The 19623-nt window shown below is 70.9% G+C and carries 15 protein-coding genes; 5 read left to right on the plus strand and 10 right to left on the minus strand.

Features of this window, described 5'->3' with window-relative positions:
* Positions 1-66 precede the first annotated feature (66 nt).
* Together ACWGJY_RS13920 and ACWGJY_RS13925 are read left to right on the plus strand one after the other, a co-directional pair.
* On the plus strand, positions 67-2232 hold the full coding sequence (locus ACWGJY_RS13920; protein WP_453261021.1) for a RecQ family ATP-dependent DNA helicase: 2166 nt from the start codon (positions 67-69) through the stop codon (positions 2230-2232).
* 225 nt (positions 2233-2457) lie between these two features.
* A complete protein-coding gene (locus ACWGJY_RS13925) occupies positions 2458-3171 on the plus strand; it encodes a hypothetical protein (protein ID WP_453261022.1) in 714 nt (237 codons plus the stop codon).
* A gap of 234 nt (positions 3172-3405) precedes the next feature.
* Here ACWGJY_RS13925 and ACWGJY_RS13930 read toward each other — a convergent pair whose 3' ends face one another.
* The 4 genes from ACWGJY_RS13930 to ACWGJY_RS13945 form a co-directional block, all read right to left on the minus strand.
* Positions 3406-4056, minus strand: coding sequence for a hypothetical protein (locus tag ACWGJY_RS13930; protein WP_453261023.1), 651 nt, complete (start codon positions 4054-4056; stop codon positions 3406-3408).
* Positions 4057-4122: 66 nt separating this feature from the next.
* A complete protein-coding gene (locus ACWGJY_RS13935; RefSeq protein ID WP_453261024.1) occupies positions 4123-4824 on the minus strand; it encodes a ribonuclease HII in 702 nt (233 codons plus the stop codon).
* A 324-nt stretch (positions 4825-5148) separates the two neighbouring features.
* Positions 5149-6057, minus strand: coding sequence for an ADP-ribosylglycohydrolase family protein (locus tag ACWGJY_RS13940; RefSeq protein WP_453261025.1), 909 nt, complete (start codon positions 6055-6057; stop codon positions 5149-5151).
* A gap of 11 nt (positions 6058-6068) precedes the next feature.
* Positions 6069-6728 (minus strand): histidine phosphatase family protein, encoded by a 660-nt coding sequence (locus ACWGJY_RS13945; protein ID WP_453261026.1) that lies wholly within the window; start codon positions 6726-6728, stop codon positions 6069-6071.
* Between the two features lie 281 nt (positions 6729-7009).
* On the opposite strand from ACWGJY_RS13945, the gene ACWGJY_RS13950 reads away from it, so the two are divergent.
* Positions 7010-7807 carry a TetR/AcrR family transcriptional regulator C-terminal ligand-binding domain-containing protein gene (locus tag ACWGJY_RS13950; RefSeq protein WP_453261027.1) on the plus strand — a complete coding sequence of 266 codons (798 nt, stop codon included), beginning with the start codon at positions 7010-7012 and terminating at the stop codon, positions 7805-7807.
* Between the two features lie 12 nt (positions 7808-7819).
* Here ACWGJY_RS13950 and ACWGJY_RS13955 read toward each other — a convergent pair whose 3' ends face one another.
* The gene (locus ACWGJY_RS13955) at positions 7820-8425 is read right to left on the minus strand and encodes a YdbC family protein (RefSeq protein ID WP_453261028.1); all 606 of its coding nucleotides are present in this window, start codon (positions 8423-8425) and stop codon (positions 7820-7822) included.
* A 622-nt stretch (positions 8426-9047) separates the two neighbouring features.
* Between ACWGJY_RS13955 and ACWGJY_RS13960 the strand changes: the two genes are divergently transcribed.
* Positions 9048-9569 (plus strand): TerD family protein, encoded by a 522-nt coding sequence (locus tag ACWGJY_RS13960; RefSeq protein ID WP_453261029.1) that lies wholly within the window; start codon positions 9048-9050, stop codon positions 9567-9569.
* A gap of 268 nt (positions 9570-9837) precedes the next feature.
* On the opposite strand, the gene ACWGJY_RS13965 is transcribed toward ACWGJY_RS13960, so the two are convergent.
* Both ACWGJY_RS13965 and nrdR read right to left on the minus strand, forming a co-directional pair.
* Complete coding sequence (locus ACWGJY_RS13965; protein ID WP_453261030.1) at positions 9838-12714, minus strand: vitamin B12-dependent ribonucleotide reductase; 2877 nt, start codon at positions 12712-12714, stop codon at positions 9838-9840.
* A gap of 123 nt (positions 12715-12837) precedes the next feature.
* On the minus strand, positions 12838-13368 hold the full coding sequence (nrdR, locus tag ACWGJY_RS13970; protein WP_453261031.1) for a transcriptional regulator NrdR: 531 nt from the start codon (positions 13366-13368) through the stop codon (positions 12838-12840).
* A 587-nt stretch (positions 13369-13955) separates the two neighbouring features.
* Here nrdR and lexA point away from each other — a divergent pair.
* Positions 13956-14756, plus strand: coding sequence for a transcriptional repressor LexA (gene lexA / locus ACWGJY_RS13975; RefSeq protein WP_453261032.1), 801 nt, complete (start codon positions 13956-13958; stop codon positions 14754-14756).
* A 167-nt stretch (positions 14757-14923) separates the two neighbouring features.
* Here lexA and ACWGJY_RS13980 read toward each other — a convergent pair whose 3' ends face one another.
* The 3 genes from ACWGJY_RS13980 to ACWGJY_RS13990 form a co-directional block, all read right to left on the minus strand.
* Positions 14924-16900, minus strand: coding sequence for an ATP-dependent DNA helicase (locus ACWGJY_RS13980; protein WP_453261033.1), 1977 nt, complete (start codon positions 16898-16900; stop codon positions 14924-14926).
* A gap of 41 nt (positions 16901-16941) precedes the next feature.
* Complete coding sequence (locus ACWGJY_RS13985) at positions 16942-18708, minus strand: IucA/IucC family protein (RefSeq protein ID WP_453261034.1); 1767 nt, start codon at positions 18706-18708, stop codon at positions 16942-16944.
* Positions 18709-18813: 105 nt separating this feature from the next.
* The gene (locus ACWGJY_RS13990) at positions 18814-19515 is read right to left on the minus strand and encodes a GNAT family N-acetyltransferase (protein ID WP_453261035.1); all 702 of its coding nucleotides are present in this window, start codon (positions 19513-19515) and stop codon (positions 18814-18816) included.
* Positions 19516-19623: the final 108 nt, after the last annotated feature.

Here is a 19623-nt window from a genome sequence, read left to right on the forward strand (position 1 = left end):
ACGAGGTTATCCACAGCTTCGAGCGGGGGTTCGCGCGTTGTCAGTGGCATCGGGTTGCATGGGGGCATGAGCAACGAAGATCTGCGTGCCGCAGCCGACGCCGTCCTGACCCGGCTCGTCGGGGATCCCGGCGGTGAGGCCAGGCTGCGCGAGGATCAGTGGCGGGCGATCGAGGCGCTGGTCGCCGACCACCGTCGCGCCCTGGTCGTGCAGCGCACGGGCTGGGGCAAGTCCGCGGTCTACTTCGTCGCGACCGCGCTGCTGCGTGAGCGCGGCAGCGGACCGACCGTGATCGTCTCCCCGCTGCTCGCGCTGATGCGCAATCAGGTCGAGGCGGCCGCGCGGGCCGGGATCAGCGCCCGCACGATCAACTCCGCCAACACCGAGGAGTGGGACACGGTCCAGGCCGAGGTGGCGGCCGGCGAGGTGGATGTCCTGCTGGTGAGCCCCGAGCGGCTCAACAACCCCGATTTCCGTGATCAGGTGCTGCCCAAGCTCGCGGCGGCGACGGGTCTGCTGGTGGTCGACGAAGCGCACTGCATCTCCGACTGGGGCCATGATTTCCGGCCGGACTACCGGCGGCTGCGCACGATGCTCGCCGATCTGCCGCCCGGTGTGCCCGTGCTCGCCACCACCGCCACGGCCAACGCACGGGTGACCGCCGATGTCGCCGAGCAGCTCGGGACGGGTGAGGGATCCACCGAGGCGCTGGTGCTGCGCGGGCCGCTGGACCGGGAGAGCCTGAGTCTGGGCGTCCTCCCGCTGCCGGACGCCGCCCATCGGCTCGCCTGGCTTGCGGACCATCTGCACGAGCTGCCGGGCTCGGGGATCATCTATACGCTCACCGTTGCCGCGGCCGAGGAGGTCACGGCCTTCCTCCGTCACCGGGGACACACGGTCGCCTCGTACACCGGCAAGACGGAGAACGCCGACCGCCAGCAGGCCGAGGACGATCTGCTCGCCAACCGCGTCAAGGCACTGGTGGCGACCTCGGCGCTGGGCATGGGCTTCGACAAGCCCGACCTGGGTTTCGTGGTGCATCTGGGTTCTCCGTCGTCCCCCATTGCGTACTACCAGCAGGTGGGCCGGGCCGGCCGCGGGGTCGAGCATGCCGAGGTGCTGCTGCTACCCGGGCGGGAGGACGAGGCGATCTGGAAGTACTTCGCGTCGCTGGCGTTCCCGCCCGAGGAGCAGGTGCGGCGGACCCTCGACGTCCTGGCGGCCGCGGGCCGGCCGGTGTCGCTGCCGGCCCTGGAGCCACAGGTCGAACTGCGCCGCTCGCGGCTGGAGATCATGCTCAAGGTGCTCGATGTGGACGGCGCCGTGCAGCGCGTCAAGGGCGGCTGGACGTCCACCGGCCGGCCGTGGTCGTACGACGCCGAGCGCTATGCCTGGGTCTCGCGCCAGCGGGAGGCCGAACAGCAGGCGATGCGGGAGTACGCCACCACGACGGGCTGCCGGATGGAGTTCCTGCGGCGGCAGTTGGACGACGGGGCGGCCGTGGCGTGCGGCCGCTGCGACAACTGCGCCGGGGGACGGTTCACCGCCGAGGTGTCCGCCGCCTCGCTGGATGCGGCACGCGGTGAGCTGGGCCGGCCCGGTGTGGAAGTGGAGCCGCGGCGGATGTGGCCTACCGGGCTGCCGGCCGTGGGGGTCGATCTCAAGGGGCGTATCCCGGCGGACGAGCTGTCCGCGACCGGCCGGGCCCTGGGGCGGCTCTCCGACATCGGGTGGGGCAACCGCTTGCGGCCGATGCTCGCACCGCAGGCGCCGGACGGTCCGGTTCCGGACGATGTGGCGGCCGCGGTGGTCACGGTGCTCGCCGACTGGGCCAAGGGGCCCGGTGGCTGGGCGTCGGGGGCGGCTCAGGCACCCGCCCGCCCGGTGGGCGTCGTCGCGCTCTCCTCGCGCAGCCGCCCGCAGCTGATCCGGTCGCTGGCCGAGCGCATCGCCGCGGTCGGCCGGATGCCGTTCCTGGGCACGGTGACCTCGGCGGACGACGGTACCGACGGCAGGATTCCGCGCAGCAACAGCGCCCAGCGGCTGCGGGCACTGCACGGTTCACTGAGCGTGCCGCCGGAGCTGGCGCAGGCACTGGCGTCGGCGGACGGCCCGGTGCTGGTGGTGGATGACTACGCCGATACCGGCTGGACGCTGGCCATGGCCGCCCGGCTGCTGCGCCGGGCCGGCGCCGAGGGGGTGTTTCCGCTGGTCCTCGCCGTACAGGGTTAGGAGCGGTACGGCACTCCCGGATACGGCGACGGGTAGGGACATTTGTCACCTCCCTGGCGATTCCGGTCGCGGGCGGGAATTGCTCGTTGCCGCATGCGTGTACGACCGCAAGAATTGGAGTTGCTTCCCCGTACCGGCCGTCCGTGGTCAGGCAGGGCCATGTCGCGGTGCGTTCCCGCGCCCGGCCGCTGCCCGGCGTACGGACGCGTAGACGATGGGAGGAACGTGACCTTCGGCTTCGCCCCGCCCCCGCAAGTGTCCCCGCCCGCATTCGCCGACCCCGCCGCCCGACTGGGACGGATGCTGGAGCCCGCCGAATGGGCTTCGGCCGGCATCCCGTTGCTGCGCAATCCCCGTGAGGTCGTCACCGGCCTGCACGACCGTCACCGGCCGGTGCCGTCGACGGCCGTGGTGGCGGTGCTCGATACGCACGAGCGGGTGACGGCAAGTGCCTCGTTCGGCGACCTCACGGCCGCTCCCGACGGCTGGGAGTTCCGCAATGTACTGCTGGCGCATCTGCGCCGGGTCGTCCCGCACGACCTGCGACTGCGCGCCCCGGTCCGGACCGCGGTGCTGCTCTACTGCCGTGAGGGCGAGCCCCGTTGGACGGAGACGGACGGGGCGTGGATGTGGGGGCTGCGTGACGCGTGCAGCCTGCACGGGCTCCGCTGCGGGGCGTACATCACCTTGACCCCGGACCGCTGGCAGGTGCTGGGCGAGGGCCGGGGCGGGCGCCGCCCCGGCCCGCCGTCCGTGGACAAGCCGGTCACCACATCACGTCGTACGGACACCGGGCGCAGGGAGGCACTCCGCACGACGGCGGGGCGTCCGGAGGCGACGCGTACGGCCGCGAACCTCCCCGCCCCTCAGAGCCGGTCGATACCGCGGCGCACCGGCGGCGGCGCCTTGGAAGCCCATCGGCGCACGGCAGCACGCTGAGCCGATGGGACGGAGCGCGCCCGGCTCACGGCATATGTCAGATGCCGGGCCGCCCCGCCCGGCGTTCTGGCACGGCGGAAGCCAGGCCACCGCAGTCGGCGGCAGCCGTACCGCTCCCCGAAGCGTCCGGCGTCCGGACCTCGTCCTTGCGGGAGCGCACCTGAGGTCCAAGCCAGGAACGCAAGCGAGCCCGACGGCCTCGAGGGCCGACGGGCTGTTGCGGACCGGCAGCGGTCAGGCGTGCGCGCCGAGAACGGTGTTGATCCGCTGCGGATCACCGCAGACGATCAGCAGCGCTCCGGCACGGGCCATCGCGGCGGGCAGCGCCTGCGCGGTGACCTCGTCCGTGCCGCCGTTGACGGCGACGACCACGACGGGCCGGCCGGTGGCACGTTCCGCAGCGGCGTCCGCGTAGAACACATCGTCCACGGCGTCGTGTTGGGCCCAGTAGGACGCCTCACCGAAGGACAGCTCATGCGCGGCCCACGGGTGCGTTTCACCGGTGGTCAGCACCAGGATGTCGCCCGGCGCACGCCCGGAGTCCAGCAGCAGGTCGACGGCCTCGTCGGCGGCGTCGATGGCACCGTCGACAGGGGCCGGGATCAGCTGGAGCTGCGCTCCCGTGGCGGTGCCGGTGTTGCCGGCGGGCGGCTGCGGGGAGCTGGTGCGCTGCGCCGGCGGAGCGGCAACAGGCCCACGCGGCGGGGCAGCAGGTCCGGGCTTGCCCGGACGGACACTGGACGCGGGAGCGCCACGCGGCGGTGCGGGGCGGGGACCGGGACCAGGAACAGGACGGGGGGTCGGCGCGGTACGGCCGGCGGCCGGAGTTGCGCGGGGACCCGGGACACTCTCGTGAATCTGAGGCTCCTCGGGGATGAGAGGCATAAAGGGATGTCTATCAAACGTAAGTGCGGAACACGTCATCGGGTAGCGAATTGATGTCCGCACCGCTCAGAAATCGAAGCCGAGTTGGCCACCGGCTTCCAGAGCGGCTGCTTCGGGGGTGATGCGCACCTTCTTCAGATGCCGCCACCGGGGCAGAGCGTCCATGTAGGACCACGACACTCGGTGGTGCGGCGTAGGACCGTACTCCTCCAGGGCGATGCGATGGGTCGGCGAGGGGTAGCCTGCGTTGGCCGCGAAGTCGAAGTCGGCGTGAACCAGGCCCAGTTCGGCCATCATCGCGTCGCGCCGCACCTTGGCGATCACGGACGCGGCAGCGACCGCGATGCAGGACTGGTCGCCCTTGATGACCGTGCGGACCCGCCATGGCGCGCCCAGATAGTCATGCTTGCCGTCGAGAATGATCGCATCCGGCCGGACCGGCAGCGCCTCCAGGGCGCGTACGGCCGCGAGCCGCAGAGCCGCGGTCATCCCCAGTTCGTCGATCTCCTCCGGCGAGGAGTGCCCCAGGGCGTACGCGGTGACCCAATTGCCGAGCACCTCGCACAGTTCGGTACGGCGCTTGGGGGTCAGCAGCTTGGAGTCGGTGAGACCGTCGGGCGGTCGGCGCAGACCGGTGATGGCTGCGCAGACGCTGACCGGACCGGCCCACGCTCCGCGTCCGACCTCGTCGACACCTGCAACGATCTTGGCGCCCGTCGTGGCGCGCAATGATCGCTCGACGGAATGGGTGGGGGGCTCGTACGGCATGGCGCCAGCCAGGTTACGCCTATTCGGCCCAGCCGTCCGCACCGGATCCCCACCTCGTGGCAAACAGTGTCGGCGACCGTAGGGCCAGGAGGTGAACAGGACCGTCCGGTTCCGCTACCGATGGGTATACGGATGGGTATGCGGAGTCGGGCCCAGGCGGGCGAGACCGGCGCCGGACCGCTGCCGCCACCCTGCTCGGCGCGGGGCCCTACGGGGCCAACTCGGCCACCGATGCCACCTGTTGGAGGCGCCGGGCAGACGGAAGCGCACCAGGGCGAGCCGCGGCGCGGCGATGAGGAAACGGCGGGACGAAACCGGCAGTGGTCAGCCGGCGAGGGCAGGGGTCCAGGACGGGAGAGGCTCGGCGCCGTCCAGCCATGCCTCGGGCGGGCTTCCCGCGCGGCCGGCCGCGACGACGCCGCCGACGATGGCGCAGGTGGTGTCGACGTCACCGCCCGCCTGGGCAGTGGTCCAAAACGCCCGCTCGTAGTTGCCGAGATGCCGGGCCGCGGCCCAGAGGGTGAAGGGCACGGTGTCGTGGGCGCTGGTGCGTCGTCCGCAGCCCAGGACGGCTGCGACGGTGCCGGAGTCGGCGTAGTCGAGCATGTCGCGCGCCCGGCGCAGCCCGGCTTGTACGGCGCTGCGCGGGATGAGTTCCAGCACGCCGTCCAGCAGCTGTTCGGGGCCGGTGTCGCGGGCCGGGTCGGCCACCAGGGCGGCCGCGGCGGCGACGGCCATGGCGCCGACGACCGCCTCGCGGTGCTGGTGGGTGGTGTAGGCGGAGATCTCCGCCTGGTGGGTGGCCTGCTCGGGATCGTCGGCATACCAGGCGCCGAGCGGGGCGATGCGCATGGCAGCGCCGTTGCCCCACGAGCCCTGGCCGTTGAAGAGGCCGGAGGCCAGCTCACGCCAGTCGCCGCCTTCGCGGACCAGCCGCAGCATGCGGTTGACGGCCGGGCCGTAGCCACGGTCGAAGTCGTGGTGGTCGGCGAAGGAGCGGGCGAGTGCATCCTGGTCGATCCGGCCATGGGCGGTGAGCACCGCCAGCACGGAGCAGGCCATTTCGGTGTCGTCGGTCCACTGCCAGGGAGAAGGAGGCAGCTCGCGGCGCTTGAGCGAGGGGTAATGGGCGGGGACGAAGAACTGGGAGCCGAGGGCGTCACCCACGGCGAGGCCGCGCAGGCTCGCCAGAGCCCGCGCACAGCGGTCTGCGTCACGGTGGTCGGGGGTCATCGCTGTGCACTCTAACCGGTGACGCCATAAGGCTCGGGTACACACCAGCGCTCGAACGGCCGGTCCAGGGTGTAGCGGCCGTCCGTGCCGAGCAGCAGGGTGCGCCATTCCGCGTTGCCGGGATTGGACAGGGACTCGAAATCGGCCACCGTCCAGTGGAACCACCGCATACAGAACAGCCGCATGGTGAGACCGTGCGTGACGATGAGGACGTTCGGCGGATGCTCCGGGTCCTCGAAGCTGCGCCACAGGCTCTCCAGGAACGCCCCGACCCGGTCGTAGACATCCGCGCCGGACTCGCCCTGGGCGAAGCGGTAGAAGAAGTGGCCGTAGGCGTCGCGGTAGGCCTTCTGCCGTCGTACGTCGTCGCGGTCCTGCCAGTTGCCCCAGTCCTGCTCGCGCAGCCGGGGCTCTTCACGCACCCGGACCTTGGCCGGATCGAGGCCCAGTTCCCGGAAGGTCTGGTGGGTACGGCGGTAGGGCGAGACATAGGCGGAGACCCGCTCGGCGCCGAACATTTCGCGCAGCGGGCCGCCGGCCTCCTTCGCCTGCCGCAGCCCGGTATCGGTGAGAGCGAGCGCATGATCCGGCTCCCGCTCGTACACGGTGTCGTCGACATTCCCCGCCGACTCTCCATGGCGGATGAGAACGATGCGCCGGGGCCGGGCCATGCCGCCAGCCTAAATCTCCTGCTCCGCACATGCCGCGCGCGGCATGTGCGGACACGGCGCCGCGCTCCCCCACGGTCCCGGCGCTCCCACCGGGATGCACCGGCAATTCGCGGGGATGCGTCGGCCAGGAGAAGCCGGCGGGCGACAGCCGGCTGCCACAGGGCTCGATGAGGCCGCGTAATGAGATCCGAGTGAGCATGCATCCCTCCCCCCAGCACAAATGCAACCCTCGTCGCATTACCATGATGATGGCACACAGTGAGCCGCTAACACAACAGGAGATGCAATTGCCTGATGAGACGGTGCACGAGAACGGACGCGAGGCCGGCGCCTCCGCCCCCACCCCCGGCACCCGGCGCCCCGGCGGCCGTACCGCCCGCACCCGGGCCGCCGTCCGCGACGCCGTGCTGGCCGGGCTCACCGAGCACGGCTATCCCGGCTTGACGGTGGAGTACGTCGCCGAACACTCCGGCGTGCACAAGACGACGCTCTACCGCCGCTGGAAAGACGTCGAAGGCCTGGTGGTGGACGCCCTCGATCTTGCGGGCGAGGACAGCTGGACCCCGCCCGACACCGGATCCCTGGAGGGCGATCTCCGCGCCCTGGCCCGCGAGGTCGTCGCCTCTTTCACCGACCCGGCGGTGGCCGCAACGGGCTCCGCGATGATCGCCGCCGCCTTCCAGTCGCAGCGGGCAGCCGTGGCGCTGCGTGACTACTACACCGAGCGGTTCGCACGCTGCGAGGTCCTCGTCGAACGCGCCGTTGGGCGCGGGGAATTGCCGGCGGACCCAGACACCGATACCGACACCGAGCCGGACACCACGCCGGACACCGCGGCAGGCCCCCCGGCAGCCACTCCCTCGGACACCGCCCCGGGGACCACCCCCGACAGCCCCATCGACGCCGGCTCACTCGTCCGCTCCGTCTCCGCGCCGCTCTTCTTCCGCCTGTTCATCACCCGGGAGCCGGTCGACAACGCCCTCGCCGACCAGGCCGTGGCGGCGACGCTGGCCGCCGCCCGCGCCGGGGCGTTCACCACCGGCAATACGGCCGCTACGTCCCTCGGTGCGGCCCCCTGACCGGCCCGCCCCTCACACCGTCCACGACGGTTCGAGTTGCACCACATCGCCCGCGATCGCCCGGACATCGGCGGCTATCTGGGCACGCAGCGCCAGCCGCTCCACCCGTTCGGGCCGGTACTTCCCCCGCTCGGCGGCCGACTGCCACATCGAGAGCACCAGGAACTCTTCCCCCGGAGCCCGCCCCAGCATCCCCCGCAGCATTCCCGGCGAGCCCGCCATCGCGGGGTTCCAGACCTTCTCCTGCATCAGCATGAAGTGATCCACCCGATCCTGGCGCACCTGGCAGTGCGCCAGCCGCAGCACATCCACCTCGCCGAACGAGGGGCGGAAGCCCACCTTCACATCAAACTCGTGCTCGAACAGCCGTACTTGGGCGTCCTTGAACGTGCCGGCCTGGGAGGCCGCCAGCCGGTCGTGCGAGCGCGCCATGAACGAGTCGTAGAAGGCCCGGCTCTCCCAGAAGGCGACCAGATGCGCGACACCCGGCCGCCCCCGGCTCCACCCCCCGCCCTGCCCTCGAAACCCCGGCTCACCCAGCAGCCCCGCCCATTTCCGCTGCCCCCGCTCGAACCCTCGACGGTCCACAACGGTGAGGCGAATCCACTTGACCAGCACCGCGCCATCGTACGGCCCAAGGGCCGGGCGGGGTCACTGCGCGTCACCTTCCGACCGGCCCGAACTTCCATACGGGTGCGGGTCGCTGGGTGCGGGTCGCTGGGCGCGGGTCGCTGGGTGCGCACCCGCCCGGCCATGGCTCGGGCCTCGGCCGGAGTCGAGGAGTCATCCAGCCCCGGCACGTCCTCGGCCTCGCTCGCCCGATGACCGAGCCGCAGATCGCCGGCCGTACAGGGCGTGAGGGCGTCGACTCCCGTTTTCCCCACACCGACGGCCCGGACCACGGACCCGCAACGCACCCGCACCCGCACCCGCACACCCTCGCGCCCTCCCGACGGCCTCCCCCGTCCGATCCCCGCCGGGACGTGAGACGCACGCCCCGGCAGCTCACCCGCCCCCGGAACGGGCGTCCCCCGAGCCCTACCGCCGGCGAACCCGTCCGCCAAAGGGCGCTTTCCAGCCATCTGGCCTTCTTCAAAGCACCTGTGACCAGGGACAGTTCACCACGCCCACGGGCCGCCGGGCGTGGCACGATGGTCAGCCAACGGGAAGTCCTGGGGAGTTGTCCGCGTGACCACACGGGTCGAGACGGGTCCCCGGGAGATGACGGGAGGGAAGCCCGGTGAGCACGCTCAGCAAAGGGATCGAAAAGGTCGAGGTAACCCTCAAGTGGGACCCCAGCCCCATCGGAACACCGGACAATGACCTCGACATCGTCGCGGCGACGTATACGGCCGACGCACCGCACGGCGAACCTGCCTATCTGGTGCACTTCGACAGCCGGTCGCCCGACGGGACCATCACCCTCAACCGGGACAGCAGGACCGGCCAGGGGTTCGGCTTCGACGAGATCATGACCCTGGAGCTGGACCGGCTGTCCGGCACCTACACCCGGGTGGTCGTGGGAGTGGCCATCCAGCAGGGCGAGGGCCGCAAGGTCTTCGGCGACATCGAGAACACGGCCGTACGGATCCGCGAGGGCTACACCGATCTGGCGGAGAACGACTTCACCGAGGTCGCGGGGGCAACCGCCGCCACGGTCGCCGAATTCACCCGGGACCGGGCGGGGCAATGGCGCTTCCGTGCGGCACTCCGGGGGTTCGACGCGGACCCGAACGCGTTTTCCTCATTGATGGGCCGCTGACGGGAAGCGGCGCACCACCGGGTGGCAAGAAGGGGGAGGCGGCCCGCTGCCGCCTCCCCCTTTGGCCCCCTGCTCCGCCGACGGACGACTCCCGGCAACGCTCCACCGGCCGACCGCCGGACGCCCCGCCCCTTCCCCGGGCACTGCCACGCACACGACGGAGGGGACCGGCGCCCGGCCGGTCCCCTCCACGCTTCCGCGAGCTACCTCACGTCAGCCCGGGACCAGGGTCGTGCGGGAAGAAGCCTCCCGCACGACCCGTTCATGCTCAGCTGCAGCCGCTGGTCGACCCGCAGCCCTCGCACAGGTAGCAGCTGCCGGCCCGCTGCATCTTCGTCCCGCAGGAGAAGCACAGCGGCGCGTCGGCGTTGATTCCGAGCTGCATCTCGACGAGTTCGGCGTTGGTGTGCGCCTGCTTGGGAGCCGGCGCAGCGGCCTCCTCGACGATGCTCACTGCCGGGGTGGTCTCCGTCACCGATTCCGTCTGGCGCGGCGCCGACTGGGCCAGGCCCTCGACATCGACCTCGTCCTCGGACGGCTCGTACGAACCGGTCTCCAGGTGGCGCGTGCGCTCCTCGACGGAGTGGATGCCCAGCGCCGAACGGGTCTCGAAGGGCAGGAAGTCCAGCGCCAGGCGGCGGAAGATGTAGTCGACGATCGACTGTGCCATCCGCACGTCCGGGTCGTCCGTCATACCGGCCGGCTCGAAGCGCATGTTGGTGAACTTCGAGACGTAGGTCTCCAGCGGCACGCCGTACTGGAGGCCCACCGACACCGCGATGGAGAAGGCATCCATCATGCCCGCGAGGGTCGAGCCCTGCTTGGACATCTTCAGGAAGACCTCACCGAGACCGTCGTCCGGGTAGGAGTTGGCGGTCATGTAGCCCTCGGCACCGCCGACCGTGAAGGAGGTGGTGATGCCGGGACGGCCCTTGGGGAGGCGCTTGCGCACCGGGCGGTACTCGACGACCTTCTTCTCGGCGACCGGCTCGGCCTTCTTCTCCTCTTCCTTCTTCTTGGCGGAGAGGGGCTGGCCGACCTTGCAGTTGTCGCGGTAGATCGCGAGTGCCTTCAGGCCGAGCTTCCAGCCCTGGAAGTAGACCTCCTCGATCTCCTCGACGGTGGCCGTCTCCGGGACGTTGACCGTCTTGGAGATCGCACCGGAGAGGAAGGGCTGCGCGGCCGCCATCATGCGCACATGGCCCATGGCGGAGATCGAGCGCACACCCATGGCGCAGTCGAAGACCTCGTAGTGCTCGGTCTTCAGGGCCGGGGCGTCGACGACATTGCCGTGGTCGGCGATGTGGGCGACGATCGCCTCGACCTGCTCGGGCTGGTAGCCGAGCCGCTTGAGCGCCTTGGGGACCGTGTTGTTCACGATCTGCATGGAGCCGCCGCCGACCAGCTTCTTGAACTTGACCAGGGCCAGGTCCGGCTCGACGCCCGTGGTGTCGCAGTCCATCATCAGGCCGATGGTACCGGTCGGGGCCAGCACGGAGGCCTGCGCGTTGCGGAAGCCGTTCTTCTCACCGAGGCGCAGTACGTCCTGCCAGGCCTCGGTGGCCGCCGCCCACACGGGGGTGTCCAGGTCATCCATGCGCCCCGCGGCGCCGTTGGCGTCGGAGTGCTGCTTCATGACGCGCTTGTGGGCGTCGGCGTTACGGGCGTAGCCGTCGTACGGGCCGACGACCGCGGCCAGCTCGGCGGAGCGCTTGTAGGAGGTGCCGGTCATCAGGGAGGTGATGGCACCGGCCAGCGCGCGGCCGCCGTCGGAGTCGTAGGCATGGCCGGTGGCCATCAGCAGAGCGCCGAGGTTGGCGTAGCCGATGCCCAGCTGGCGGTAGGCGCGGGTGGTCTCACCGATCTTCTCGGTGGGGAAGTCCGCGAAGCAGATGGAGATGTCCATCGCCGTGATGACCAGCTCGACGACCTTGGCGAAGCGCGCGGCGTCGAAGGACTGGTTGCCCAGGTCGTCGTCGTGCAGGAACTTCAGGAGGTTGAGCGAGGCGAGGTTGCACGAGGAGTTGTCCAGGTGCATGTACTCGCTGCAGGGGTTGGACGCGGTGATCCGGCCCGACTCCGGCGAGGTGTGCCAGTGGTTGATGGTGTCGTCGTACTGGATGCCGGGGTCGGCACACGCCCACGCGGCGTCCGCCATCTTGCGGAAGAGACCCTTGGCGTCGACCTCCTCGATGACCTCACCGGTCATCCGGCCGCGCAGCCCGAACTTCGAGCCGGCCTCGACGGCCTTCATGAACTCGTCGTTCACCCGGACCGAGTTGTTGGCGTTCTGGTACTGGACGGACGTGATGTCGTCGCCGCCCAGGTCCATGTCGAAGCCCGCGTCGCGCAGCGCGCGGATCTTCTCCTCCTCCTTCACCTTGGTCTCGATGAAGGCCTCGACGTCCGGGTGGTCCACGTCCAGGACGACCATCTTGGCCGCCCGGCGGGTGGCGCCACCCGACTTGATCGTTCCTGCGGACGCATCGGCGCCGCGCATGAAGGAGACCGGGCCGGAGGCGTTGCCGCCGGAGGAGAGCAGCTCCTTGGAGGAGCGGATACGGGAGAGGTTCAGGCCGGCGCCGGAGCCGCCCTTGAAGATCATCCCCTCTTCCTTGTACCAGTCGAGGATCGACTCCATGGAGTCGTCGACGGAGAGGATGAAGCAGGCGCTGACCTGCTGCGGCTGCTGGGTGCCGACGTTGAACCACACCGGCGAGTTGAAGCTGAAGACCTGGTGGAGCAGGGCGTACGCCAGCTCGTGCTCGAAGATCTCGGCGTCCGCCGGGGAGGCGAAGTAACCGTTCTCCTCGCCGCTCTTGCGGTAGGTCTTGACCACGCGGTCGATGAGCTGCTTGAGGCTCGACTCACGGGTCGGGGAACCCACCGCACCACGGAAGTACTTGCTCGTGACGATGTTGACCGCGTTCACCGACCAGAAGCCGGGGAACTCGACGCCACGCTGCTCGAAGTTGACCGAGCCGTCGCGCCAGTTGGTCATGACGACGTCACGAGACGCCCACTCCACCTCGTCGTACGGATGCACTCCGGGTGTCGTGTGAATGCGCTCGATACGCAGACCCTTGCTCGCCTTGCTGCCCTTGGCGCGGGAGCCTCGTGCCGGGCCGCTCGTCGTCTCTGTCATTCCGCCTCCCTATACGGGCAAACGCCCATATGTGCGCACTCATTCCGTGGCACGGTGTATGTCTTTCTGCGACCGGGACGCCCTGCTCTCGCCCCGGTACCAGGTCCTGGATGTGCGCCGAGCTCAGTCGGCGGCGGTGGCGGGCACGGGAGCGGCCGGACCGCCGGCCTCCCCGTCGGTCCCGCATTCCTGTCCGGGCGGCCCCTGCTCGCGCTGCTCCCGCAGCTCGGCGATGGCCGCCTCGAAGTCCTCGAGTGAATCGAAGGCCCGGTAAACGGACGCGAAGCGCAGGTACGCGACGAGGTCGAGTTCCTGCAGCGGGCCCAGTATGGCGAGCCCGACGTCATGGGTGGACAGCTCGGCGCTGCCGGTGGCGCGCACCGCCTCCTCGACCCGCTGGCCGAGCTTGGCGAGGGCGTCCTCGGTGACCGGGCGGCCCTGGCACGCCTTGCGCACTCCCGCGATGACCTTGTTGCGGCTGAAGGGCTCGGTGACCCCGCTCCGCTTGATCACCATCAGCGATGCCGTCTCGATGGTCGTGAAACGGCGGGAGCAGTCGGGGCACTGGCGGCGCCGGCGGATCGCCGTCCCGTCATCGGTGGTGCGGCTGTCGACGACCCGGCTGTCCGGGTGCCTGCAGAAGGGGCAGTGCATGGCTCCACCCTCCTCACCCTCGATAGACGGACGTACGTACGCCAACGAACCCCGCGCACAGCACATATCTCCGACCGGCCCGTACGGGCCCTTCGGAGTAGCCACCAGCATAGGCGATTCCCGACCCCCAGAGGGACCAGGCACCACAACTTCTGGGTAACCGATCGCATGCAACCACTAGATGTGGTGTCGGGCCGCTTACATCCGCCTACCGCGTGTCGCTGCGGCGACGGGCCGGTCGGTCGCCCATGAGAGTACGGGAAGCCACCCGCCCGGCGGCGCGGTGGGGCGGGGATGACAGAATCGGCCGGGTCGCGACGGCCGGTGCCGCATCCGCCCGCACACCGCCGGCCCGACACACCGGACGACCGGGGAGCCCGCTCGGGAGAACGCGGGAGTACGCCCGAGACCCCGAGCCCCGAGCCCCGAGAGCGTGGCCCGGGACCGGAATTGCCGTTCGGCCATACACCCAGCCACTTGATCGAGCAGCCAATCGGCGAATATTTCACTCGAACGTGTGTTTGGCGCAACCTTTCGAAAGCAACTACCGTTGGCTAGCTAGGGAGAACATTTCGAGAGGGGCCGACGTGACCACCACCGCAGACAGCGCGACCATCACAGCACAGAGCCACTCCCAGAGCCGGTTCGAGCATCAGCAACAGGCACAGCGGCCGCCGATGGACGACGCCACGTTGGACTCCGAAGAGCAGAAGCCCGCCCGCTCGCTGCCCGGCCGGCCCCCAGGGATCCGAGCCGACAGTTCCGGACTCACCGACCGCCAGCGCCGGGTGATCGAGGTGATCCGGGATTCGGTGCAGCGGCGTGGCTATCCGCCGTCCATGCGGGAGATCGGCCAGGCCGTCGGGCTGTCCAGCACCTCGTCCGTCGCCCACCAGCTCATGGCCCTGGAGCGCAAGGGCTTCCTGCGGCGCGACCCGCACCGTCCCCGCGCCTACGAGGTCCGCGGCTCGGACCAGACCACCTCGGCCGCGACGGAGACCGCAGGCAAGCCCGCCGCCTCCTACGTCCCGCTGGTCGGCCGGATCGCCGCCGGCGGCCCGATCCTCGCGGAGGAGTCGGTCGAGGATGTCTTCCCACTCCCCCGCCAGCTCGTCGGCGACGGCGAACTGTTCGTGCTGAAGGTCGTCGGCGACTCCATGATCGAAGCGGCGATCTGCGACGGCGACTGGGTCACGGTCCGCCGCCAGCCGGTCGCCGAGAACGGTGACATCGTCGCCGCCATGCTCGACGGCGAAGCCACCGTCAAGCGCTTCAAGCGGGAGGACGGCCATGTGTGGCTGCTGCCGCACAACTCCGCGTACCAGCCGATCCCCGGCGACGAGGCGACCATCCTCGGCAAGGTGGTGGCGGTGCTGCGCCGCATCTGACCCACCCCTCACGACAGAGCCCCGGAACCACTGCGCCGGTTCCGGGGCTCTGTTCTTGTGCGCGAACCGGCTCTTGTGCCCGAACCGGCGCCGCTCTCGCGGAGGTGGCTGCTGCCCGGCGGGGGTGGCTCCCTGGGTGGTGGCGGCGCAGGAACGGATGGTGCAGCCTACGCGTCGGCCTGTGCGGCCTGTGCCGCTGCATCGATGGCGGCGAGGGAGCGCCGGACCTGGTTGCGGTCGGTGGTGTACCAGAAGTCGGGCATCGACTTGCGGAGGAAAGAGCCGTAGCGGGCCCGCTCCACGCGGGGGTCGAGAACGGCAACCACACCGCGGTCGCCGGTGGCACGGACCAGCCGGCCGGCGCCCTGGGCCATCAGCAGCGCCGCATGGGTGGCCGCGACCGCCATGAAGCCATTGCCGCCGGCCTCCTCCACGGCCTTCTGCCGGGCGCTCATCAGCGGGTCGTCCGGACGCGGGAACGGCACCCGGTCCATCACCACCAACTGGCAGTTCGCGCCCGGTACATCGACGCCCTGCCACAGGGACAGCGTGCCGAACAGGCAGGTACGGGCGTCGGCGGCGAAGGCCTTGATCAACTCGCCGAGTGTCTCCTCCCCCTGGAGCAGGATCGGCAGATCCAGCCGGCCGCGCAGTTCCTCGGCGGCGGCCTGGGCCGCGCGCATGGAGGAGAAGAGGCCGAGGGTACGGCCGCCGGCGGCCTCGATCAGCTCGGTGAGCTCGTCGAGCATGTCGGTGCGGCTGCCCTCACGGCCCGGCTGGGCCAGATGCTTGGCGACGTAGAGGATGCCCTGCTTCGCATAGTCGAAGGGGGAGCCGACGTCCAGGCCCTTCCACGGCGGGACGTCCTCGCCCTCCGTGCCCTCGGGGGCCAGGCCCAGGGAGGCCGCGACCCCGTTGAAGTCGCCGCCCAGCTTGAGAGTGGCGGAGGTGAGCGTCACCGAGCGGTCGTTGAAGAGCTTCTCGCGCAGCAGGCCCGAGACGGACAGCGGGGCCACCCGGAGGGACGCGCCGAAGCGGTCGTGGCGCTCATACCAGACCACGTCGTACTCGGAGCCGTTCGCGAGGCGCTCGGCGACGGTATGGACGTTCTCCACCGCGGCGAGGGCCTGCTTGCGGACGGCGTCCTCGTCCTGGACCGACTTGTCGCGGGTCGAGCCGAGCGCCGAGATGACCGTATGGGCCGCGTCCCGCAGCGCCATGAGGCAGTAGCCGAGCTCCTCGGGGATCTCTTCGAGCCGGCCGGGCAGGGCCAGCTCCATCAGGCGCTCAAAGGTCTCCGAGGCGGTCTGGAGCTGGTCGGCGGCCTTTTCGTTGACGAGTTTGGCGGCCCGGCGGACGGCGCGGTTGACCTGGCCGGAGGTGAGCTCGCCGGTGGCGACGCCGGTGACCCGGGAGACCAGCTCATGGGCCTCGTCGATGATCAGGACCTCGTGCGACGGGAGGACCGGGGCGCCCTCGATCGCGTCGATGGCGAGCAGCGCATGGTTGGTGATGACGACATCGGCGAGCTTGGCGCGCTCCCGGGCGGCCTCGGCGAAGCACTCCGCCCCGTAGGCGCACTTCGAGGCCCCCAGGCACTCCCGGGAGGAGACCGAGACCTGGCCCCAGGCGCGGTCGGAGACCCCGGGGGTCAGTGCGTCACGGTCGCCGGTCTCGGTCTCGTCCGCCCAGTCGCGCAGCCGCAGCAGGTCCTTGCCGAGCTTGCTGGTCGGCGTCGCCTGCTCGAACACGTCGAAGAGGCCGTCCTCCTCTTCCTGGGGGACACCTTCACGGAGGCGGTGCAGGCACAGGTAATTGGAGCGGCCCTTGAGCATGGCGAATTCGGGGCGGCGGCGCAGCAGCGGATGCAGCGCCTCGACCGTACGCGGCAGATCGCGCTCGACGAGCTGGCGCTGCAGCGCCAGGGTGGCCGTGGCGACCACCACGCGCTCGCCGTGCGCGAGCGCCGGCACCAGATAGCCGAGGGACTTTCCGGTGCCGGTGCCGGCCTGGACGAGCAGATGCGCATTGTCGTCCACGGCCTCGGCGACGGCCTCGGCCATCGCCACCTGGCCGGGGCGCTCGGTGCCGCCGACGGCGGAGACGGCGGCGTGGAGCAGATCGGGGAGGGAGGGCTTCGTCATAGCGCTGCAAGCCTACGCGGGACCACTGACAGCCGTCCCGTTCACGGGTGGTGCAGCGGATTGGCGACGGTGCCGTGCACGGCCGCGTGCGGGCGGTCGCGGCGGTCCCGGTAACCGTCCACATGCAGACGGTTGCGGTTCAGACACAGCCGCTCGATCCGCGGAGTGAGCAGGTCGAAGGTCTCGTGGCGCTCCTTGAGGGCGGGGAAGCGCTCGTGGTGGCGGAGGATCTCCGCCCGTACGAGTGACCAGAACTCGTCCTCGGGCACGCCCAGTTGGTCCGCGCACAGCGGAGCGAGGTAGCGGAAGACACCGACGAACAGCCCGGAGTGGATGAACTGGGTGAGGAAGGCGGGTGGTTCGGTCAGCAGCACCGCCCGTACGTCGTCGGGCATGGAGTCGTGCTCCGGCAGCGGCCGGGAGCTGGTGTTGACGTCGTCGACGAAGTCCTTGACCGCGAGGCGGGTGGGGACGTCGTGCTCGTCGAAGACCACGATGGCGTTCTCGCCGTGCGGGGAGAAGACCGTGCCGTACCGGTAGAGGAAGTGCAGCAGGGGCGGCAGCAGGGCGGCGAACAGCCGAGCCAGCCAGTCGCGCGGGGCCAGTCCCGAGCGGCGCACCAGCTCCGCGGTCAGGGCGCGGCCCCGGGGATCGGTCTGCAGCAGCGCGGCCAGGGTGCGGGCGCGTTCACCGGGGTCCAGATGGCCGCTGACCGGTTCGCGCCAGATACAGCCGAGCAGCTCCTTGAACTGGTACGGGACGCCGGGAAGCCGGTCGTAGAGGGGGTGTTCGACGGTGACGGAGGCGGTCTCGCCGAGCAGGATCACCCGGGTCTCATCGCGCAAATAGGGGTCGGCGTCGCGCAGACCGTGCACCCAGCGGGTGACGGCGGGCGCGGCGAGGGTGCGCTCGGTGGGCAGACCGCGCCAGACGAGGGTGTTGAGGATGGACAGCGGCAGTTTGACCGTACGGGCCCGGGGGCGGCTGACGTTGAGGAAGGTACGGATCGACTGCTGTGGCAGTCGGAGGTCGTTGTCAGTGGGCAGCGCGATGATGGATCTGTCGGCGAGTTGCGGGGCGAAGAGCGGGGCGATGGTCTCGTCCCACTGCCAGGGGTGCACGGGGAGGTAGAGGTAGTCGGCGGGGTCGTGGCCCTCGTCGGCGATGGTGCGGGCGAAGGAATGACGGGTGGCGGGGGCGAGCTCCTCGCCGTAGAGACGGTCGGGGGTGGCCAGCGTGGGGATACCGCGGTAGTGGGCGATGCTGTGGTGCGCGGCGAGCCAGGGCAGGCGCTGAGCGGTGCGGGCTTCGGGCGCCCAGGTCGCCGCGTCCTGGGCGGAGAAGCCGAGCCGGCCCTTGTTCGCGACGAGCCAGGGGTGACCGGTCTGGTGGCCTTCGAGGGTGGCGTAGTCCAGATCGGCGAGCTCGGCGGCGCTGAGGGCGGTGGCGTCGAGCCGGGTGTCGGCGGCGAGGGTGGCGGTCAGCTCGCGGATGAGATGGCCGGTGGTGTCGCCGGACAGGCCCAGCACGGTGTCGTGGGCGTGGGTGAGGAAGCGGAAGGGGTCGGTGTCGGGGGTGATCGAATCGGGGTCGATGCGCCAGTGGCCGTAGGCGCCGCGGCGGGCCCGGAAGCGGTAGACCAGGTCGTCGGTGACCGGCAGACGGTATTGCCAGGTGCCGTCGGGTGCGGTGCCGTCGGGCTCGGGGGTGAGGACTTCCTCGTACGCGAACTCCGCCAGGGTCTTGGCGAACAGTCGGCGCGCGGCGTGCTGCCAGGCGCTGTGCGAAGGCTGGGGCTCGGGCGACAAGGTGGGCTCCTCGAAGCGGGACCGCCCCGGCACATACGGGGGACAACCGGGGCAGCGGGGGTGGACGGCGGGCCGGAGCGGGACCGTCGACGGACGGCGCCGGGGTCAGAGCAGGTGGCGATGGGCGCGGTCGCGGACCATCAACGCCGCGCGTTTTCCGGGCAGTTCGATCTCGTCGCCGTAGCGGAATCCCGCGCTCAGGAAGGCCGCTACGGAGACGGTGTTGCGCAGATCGGGCTCGGCGAGGACCCGCGCGCACTGCGGGCGGTGGTCGAGGACGAGATCGGCGGTGGCGCGCAGCAGCAGGCCGCCCAGCCCGCGTCCCCGGTCACCGGCCCCGCCGATGAGCAGATGGACACCGGTGTCGTGGGGCCGCGCCGGGTAGGAGCGGGCGAGTGGGTCAAGATCGGCGCGGTAGATCTCCCAGTAGCTCATCGGGACCCCGGCCAGCACCCCCAGACAGGGCACACTGCGGCCGTCACCGCCGAGCTGGCCGCGCAGATGGGCGGCCGTGGTCTCCGGCGGGCCCGCCAGCTCCCAGAAGGCCGCCACGGCCGGATCGTTCATCCAGCCGCTGATCCGGTCGAGATCGCGGTCCGGCCGGACGGGGACGAGCTCGAACGGCCCGGCGGGGGTGTCGGCCGCTCCCCAGCCCGCCAGGTTGTCGAGCAGCGGGCCGGCGGCCGGAAGGTCCGAGGACGCCGGCTGTCCGTGTCCCTCGGCGAACAGCGCGCTGAATTCGGGCGGGAGCTGCAGGTCGAGGGTGTCATCGGAGCTGGAGCCGAGACCGGAGCCGGTGGGTGGCACGGCGGCACTCTCCTCTCGTGGCCGCGTGCCGCGTGGCCTGATGGGTCGCGGGGCGCCGGCGCCGGGGACGGGGGCGGGCGGGGGCTGCTGTCGGGGGGTGCGGGGCGG

The organism is Streptomyces sp. NPDC054765 (assembly GCF_053612065.1).

Bases quoted from the DNA above. Each gene is read 5' to 3' on its own strand.
- ACWGJY_RS13980 (WP_453261033.1), bottom strand. From the start codon at position 16,900: ATGACGAAGCCCTCCCTCCCCGATCTGCTCCACGCCGCCGTCTCCGCC.
- ACWGJY_RS13930 (WP_453261023.1), bottom strand. From the start codon at position 4,056: ATGCCTCTCATCCCCGAGGAGCCTCAGATTCACGAGAGTGTCCCGGGT.
- ACWGJY_RS13940 (WP_453261025.1), bottom strand. From the start codon at position 6,057: ATGACCCCCGACCACCGTGACGCAGACCGCTGTGCGCGGGCTCTGGCG.
- ACWGJY_RS13935 (WP_453261024.1), bottom strand. From the start codon at position 4,824: ATGCCGTACGAGCCCCCCACCCATTCCGTCGAGCGATCATTGCGCGCC.
- ACWGJY_RS13920 (WP_453261021.1), top strand. From the start codon at position 67: ATGAGCAACGAAGATCTGCGTGCCGCAGCCGACGCCGTCCTGACCCGG.
- ACWGJY_RS13945 (WP_453261026.1), bottom strand. From the start codon at position 6,728: ATGGCCCGGCCCCGGCGCATCGTTCTCATCCGCCATGGAGAGTCGGCG.
- ACWGJY_RS13965 (WP_453261030.1), bottom strand. From the start codon at position 12,714: ATGACAGAGACGACGAGCGGCCCGGCACGAGGCTCCCGCGCCAAGGGC.
- nrdR (WP_453261031.1), bottom strand. From the start codon at position 13,368: ATGCACTGCCCCTTCTGCAGGCACCCGGACAGCCGGGTCGTCGACAGC.
- ACWGJY_RS13950 (WP_453261027.1), top strand. From the start codon at position 7,010: ATGCAATTGCCTGATGAGACGGTGCACGAGAACGGACGCGAGGCCGGC.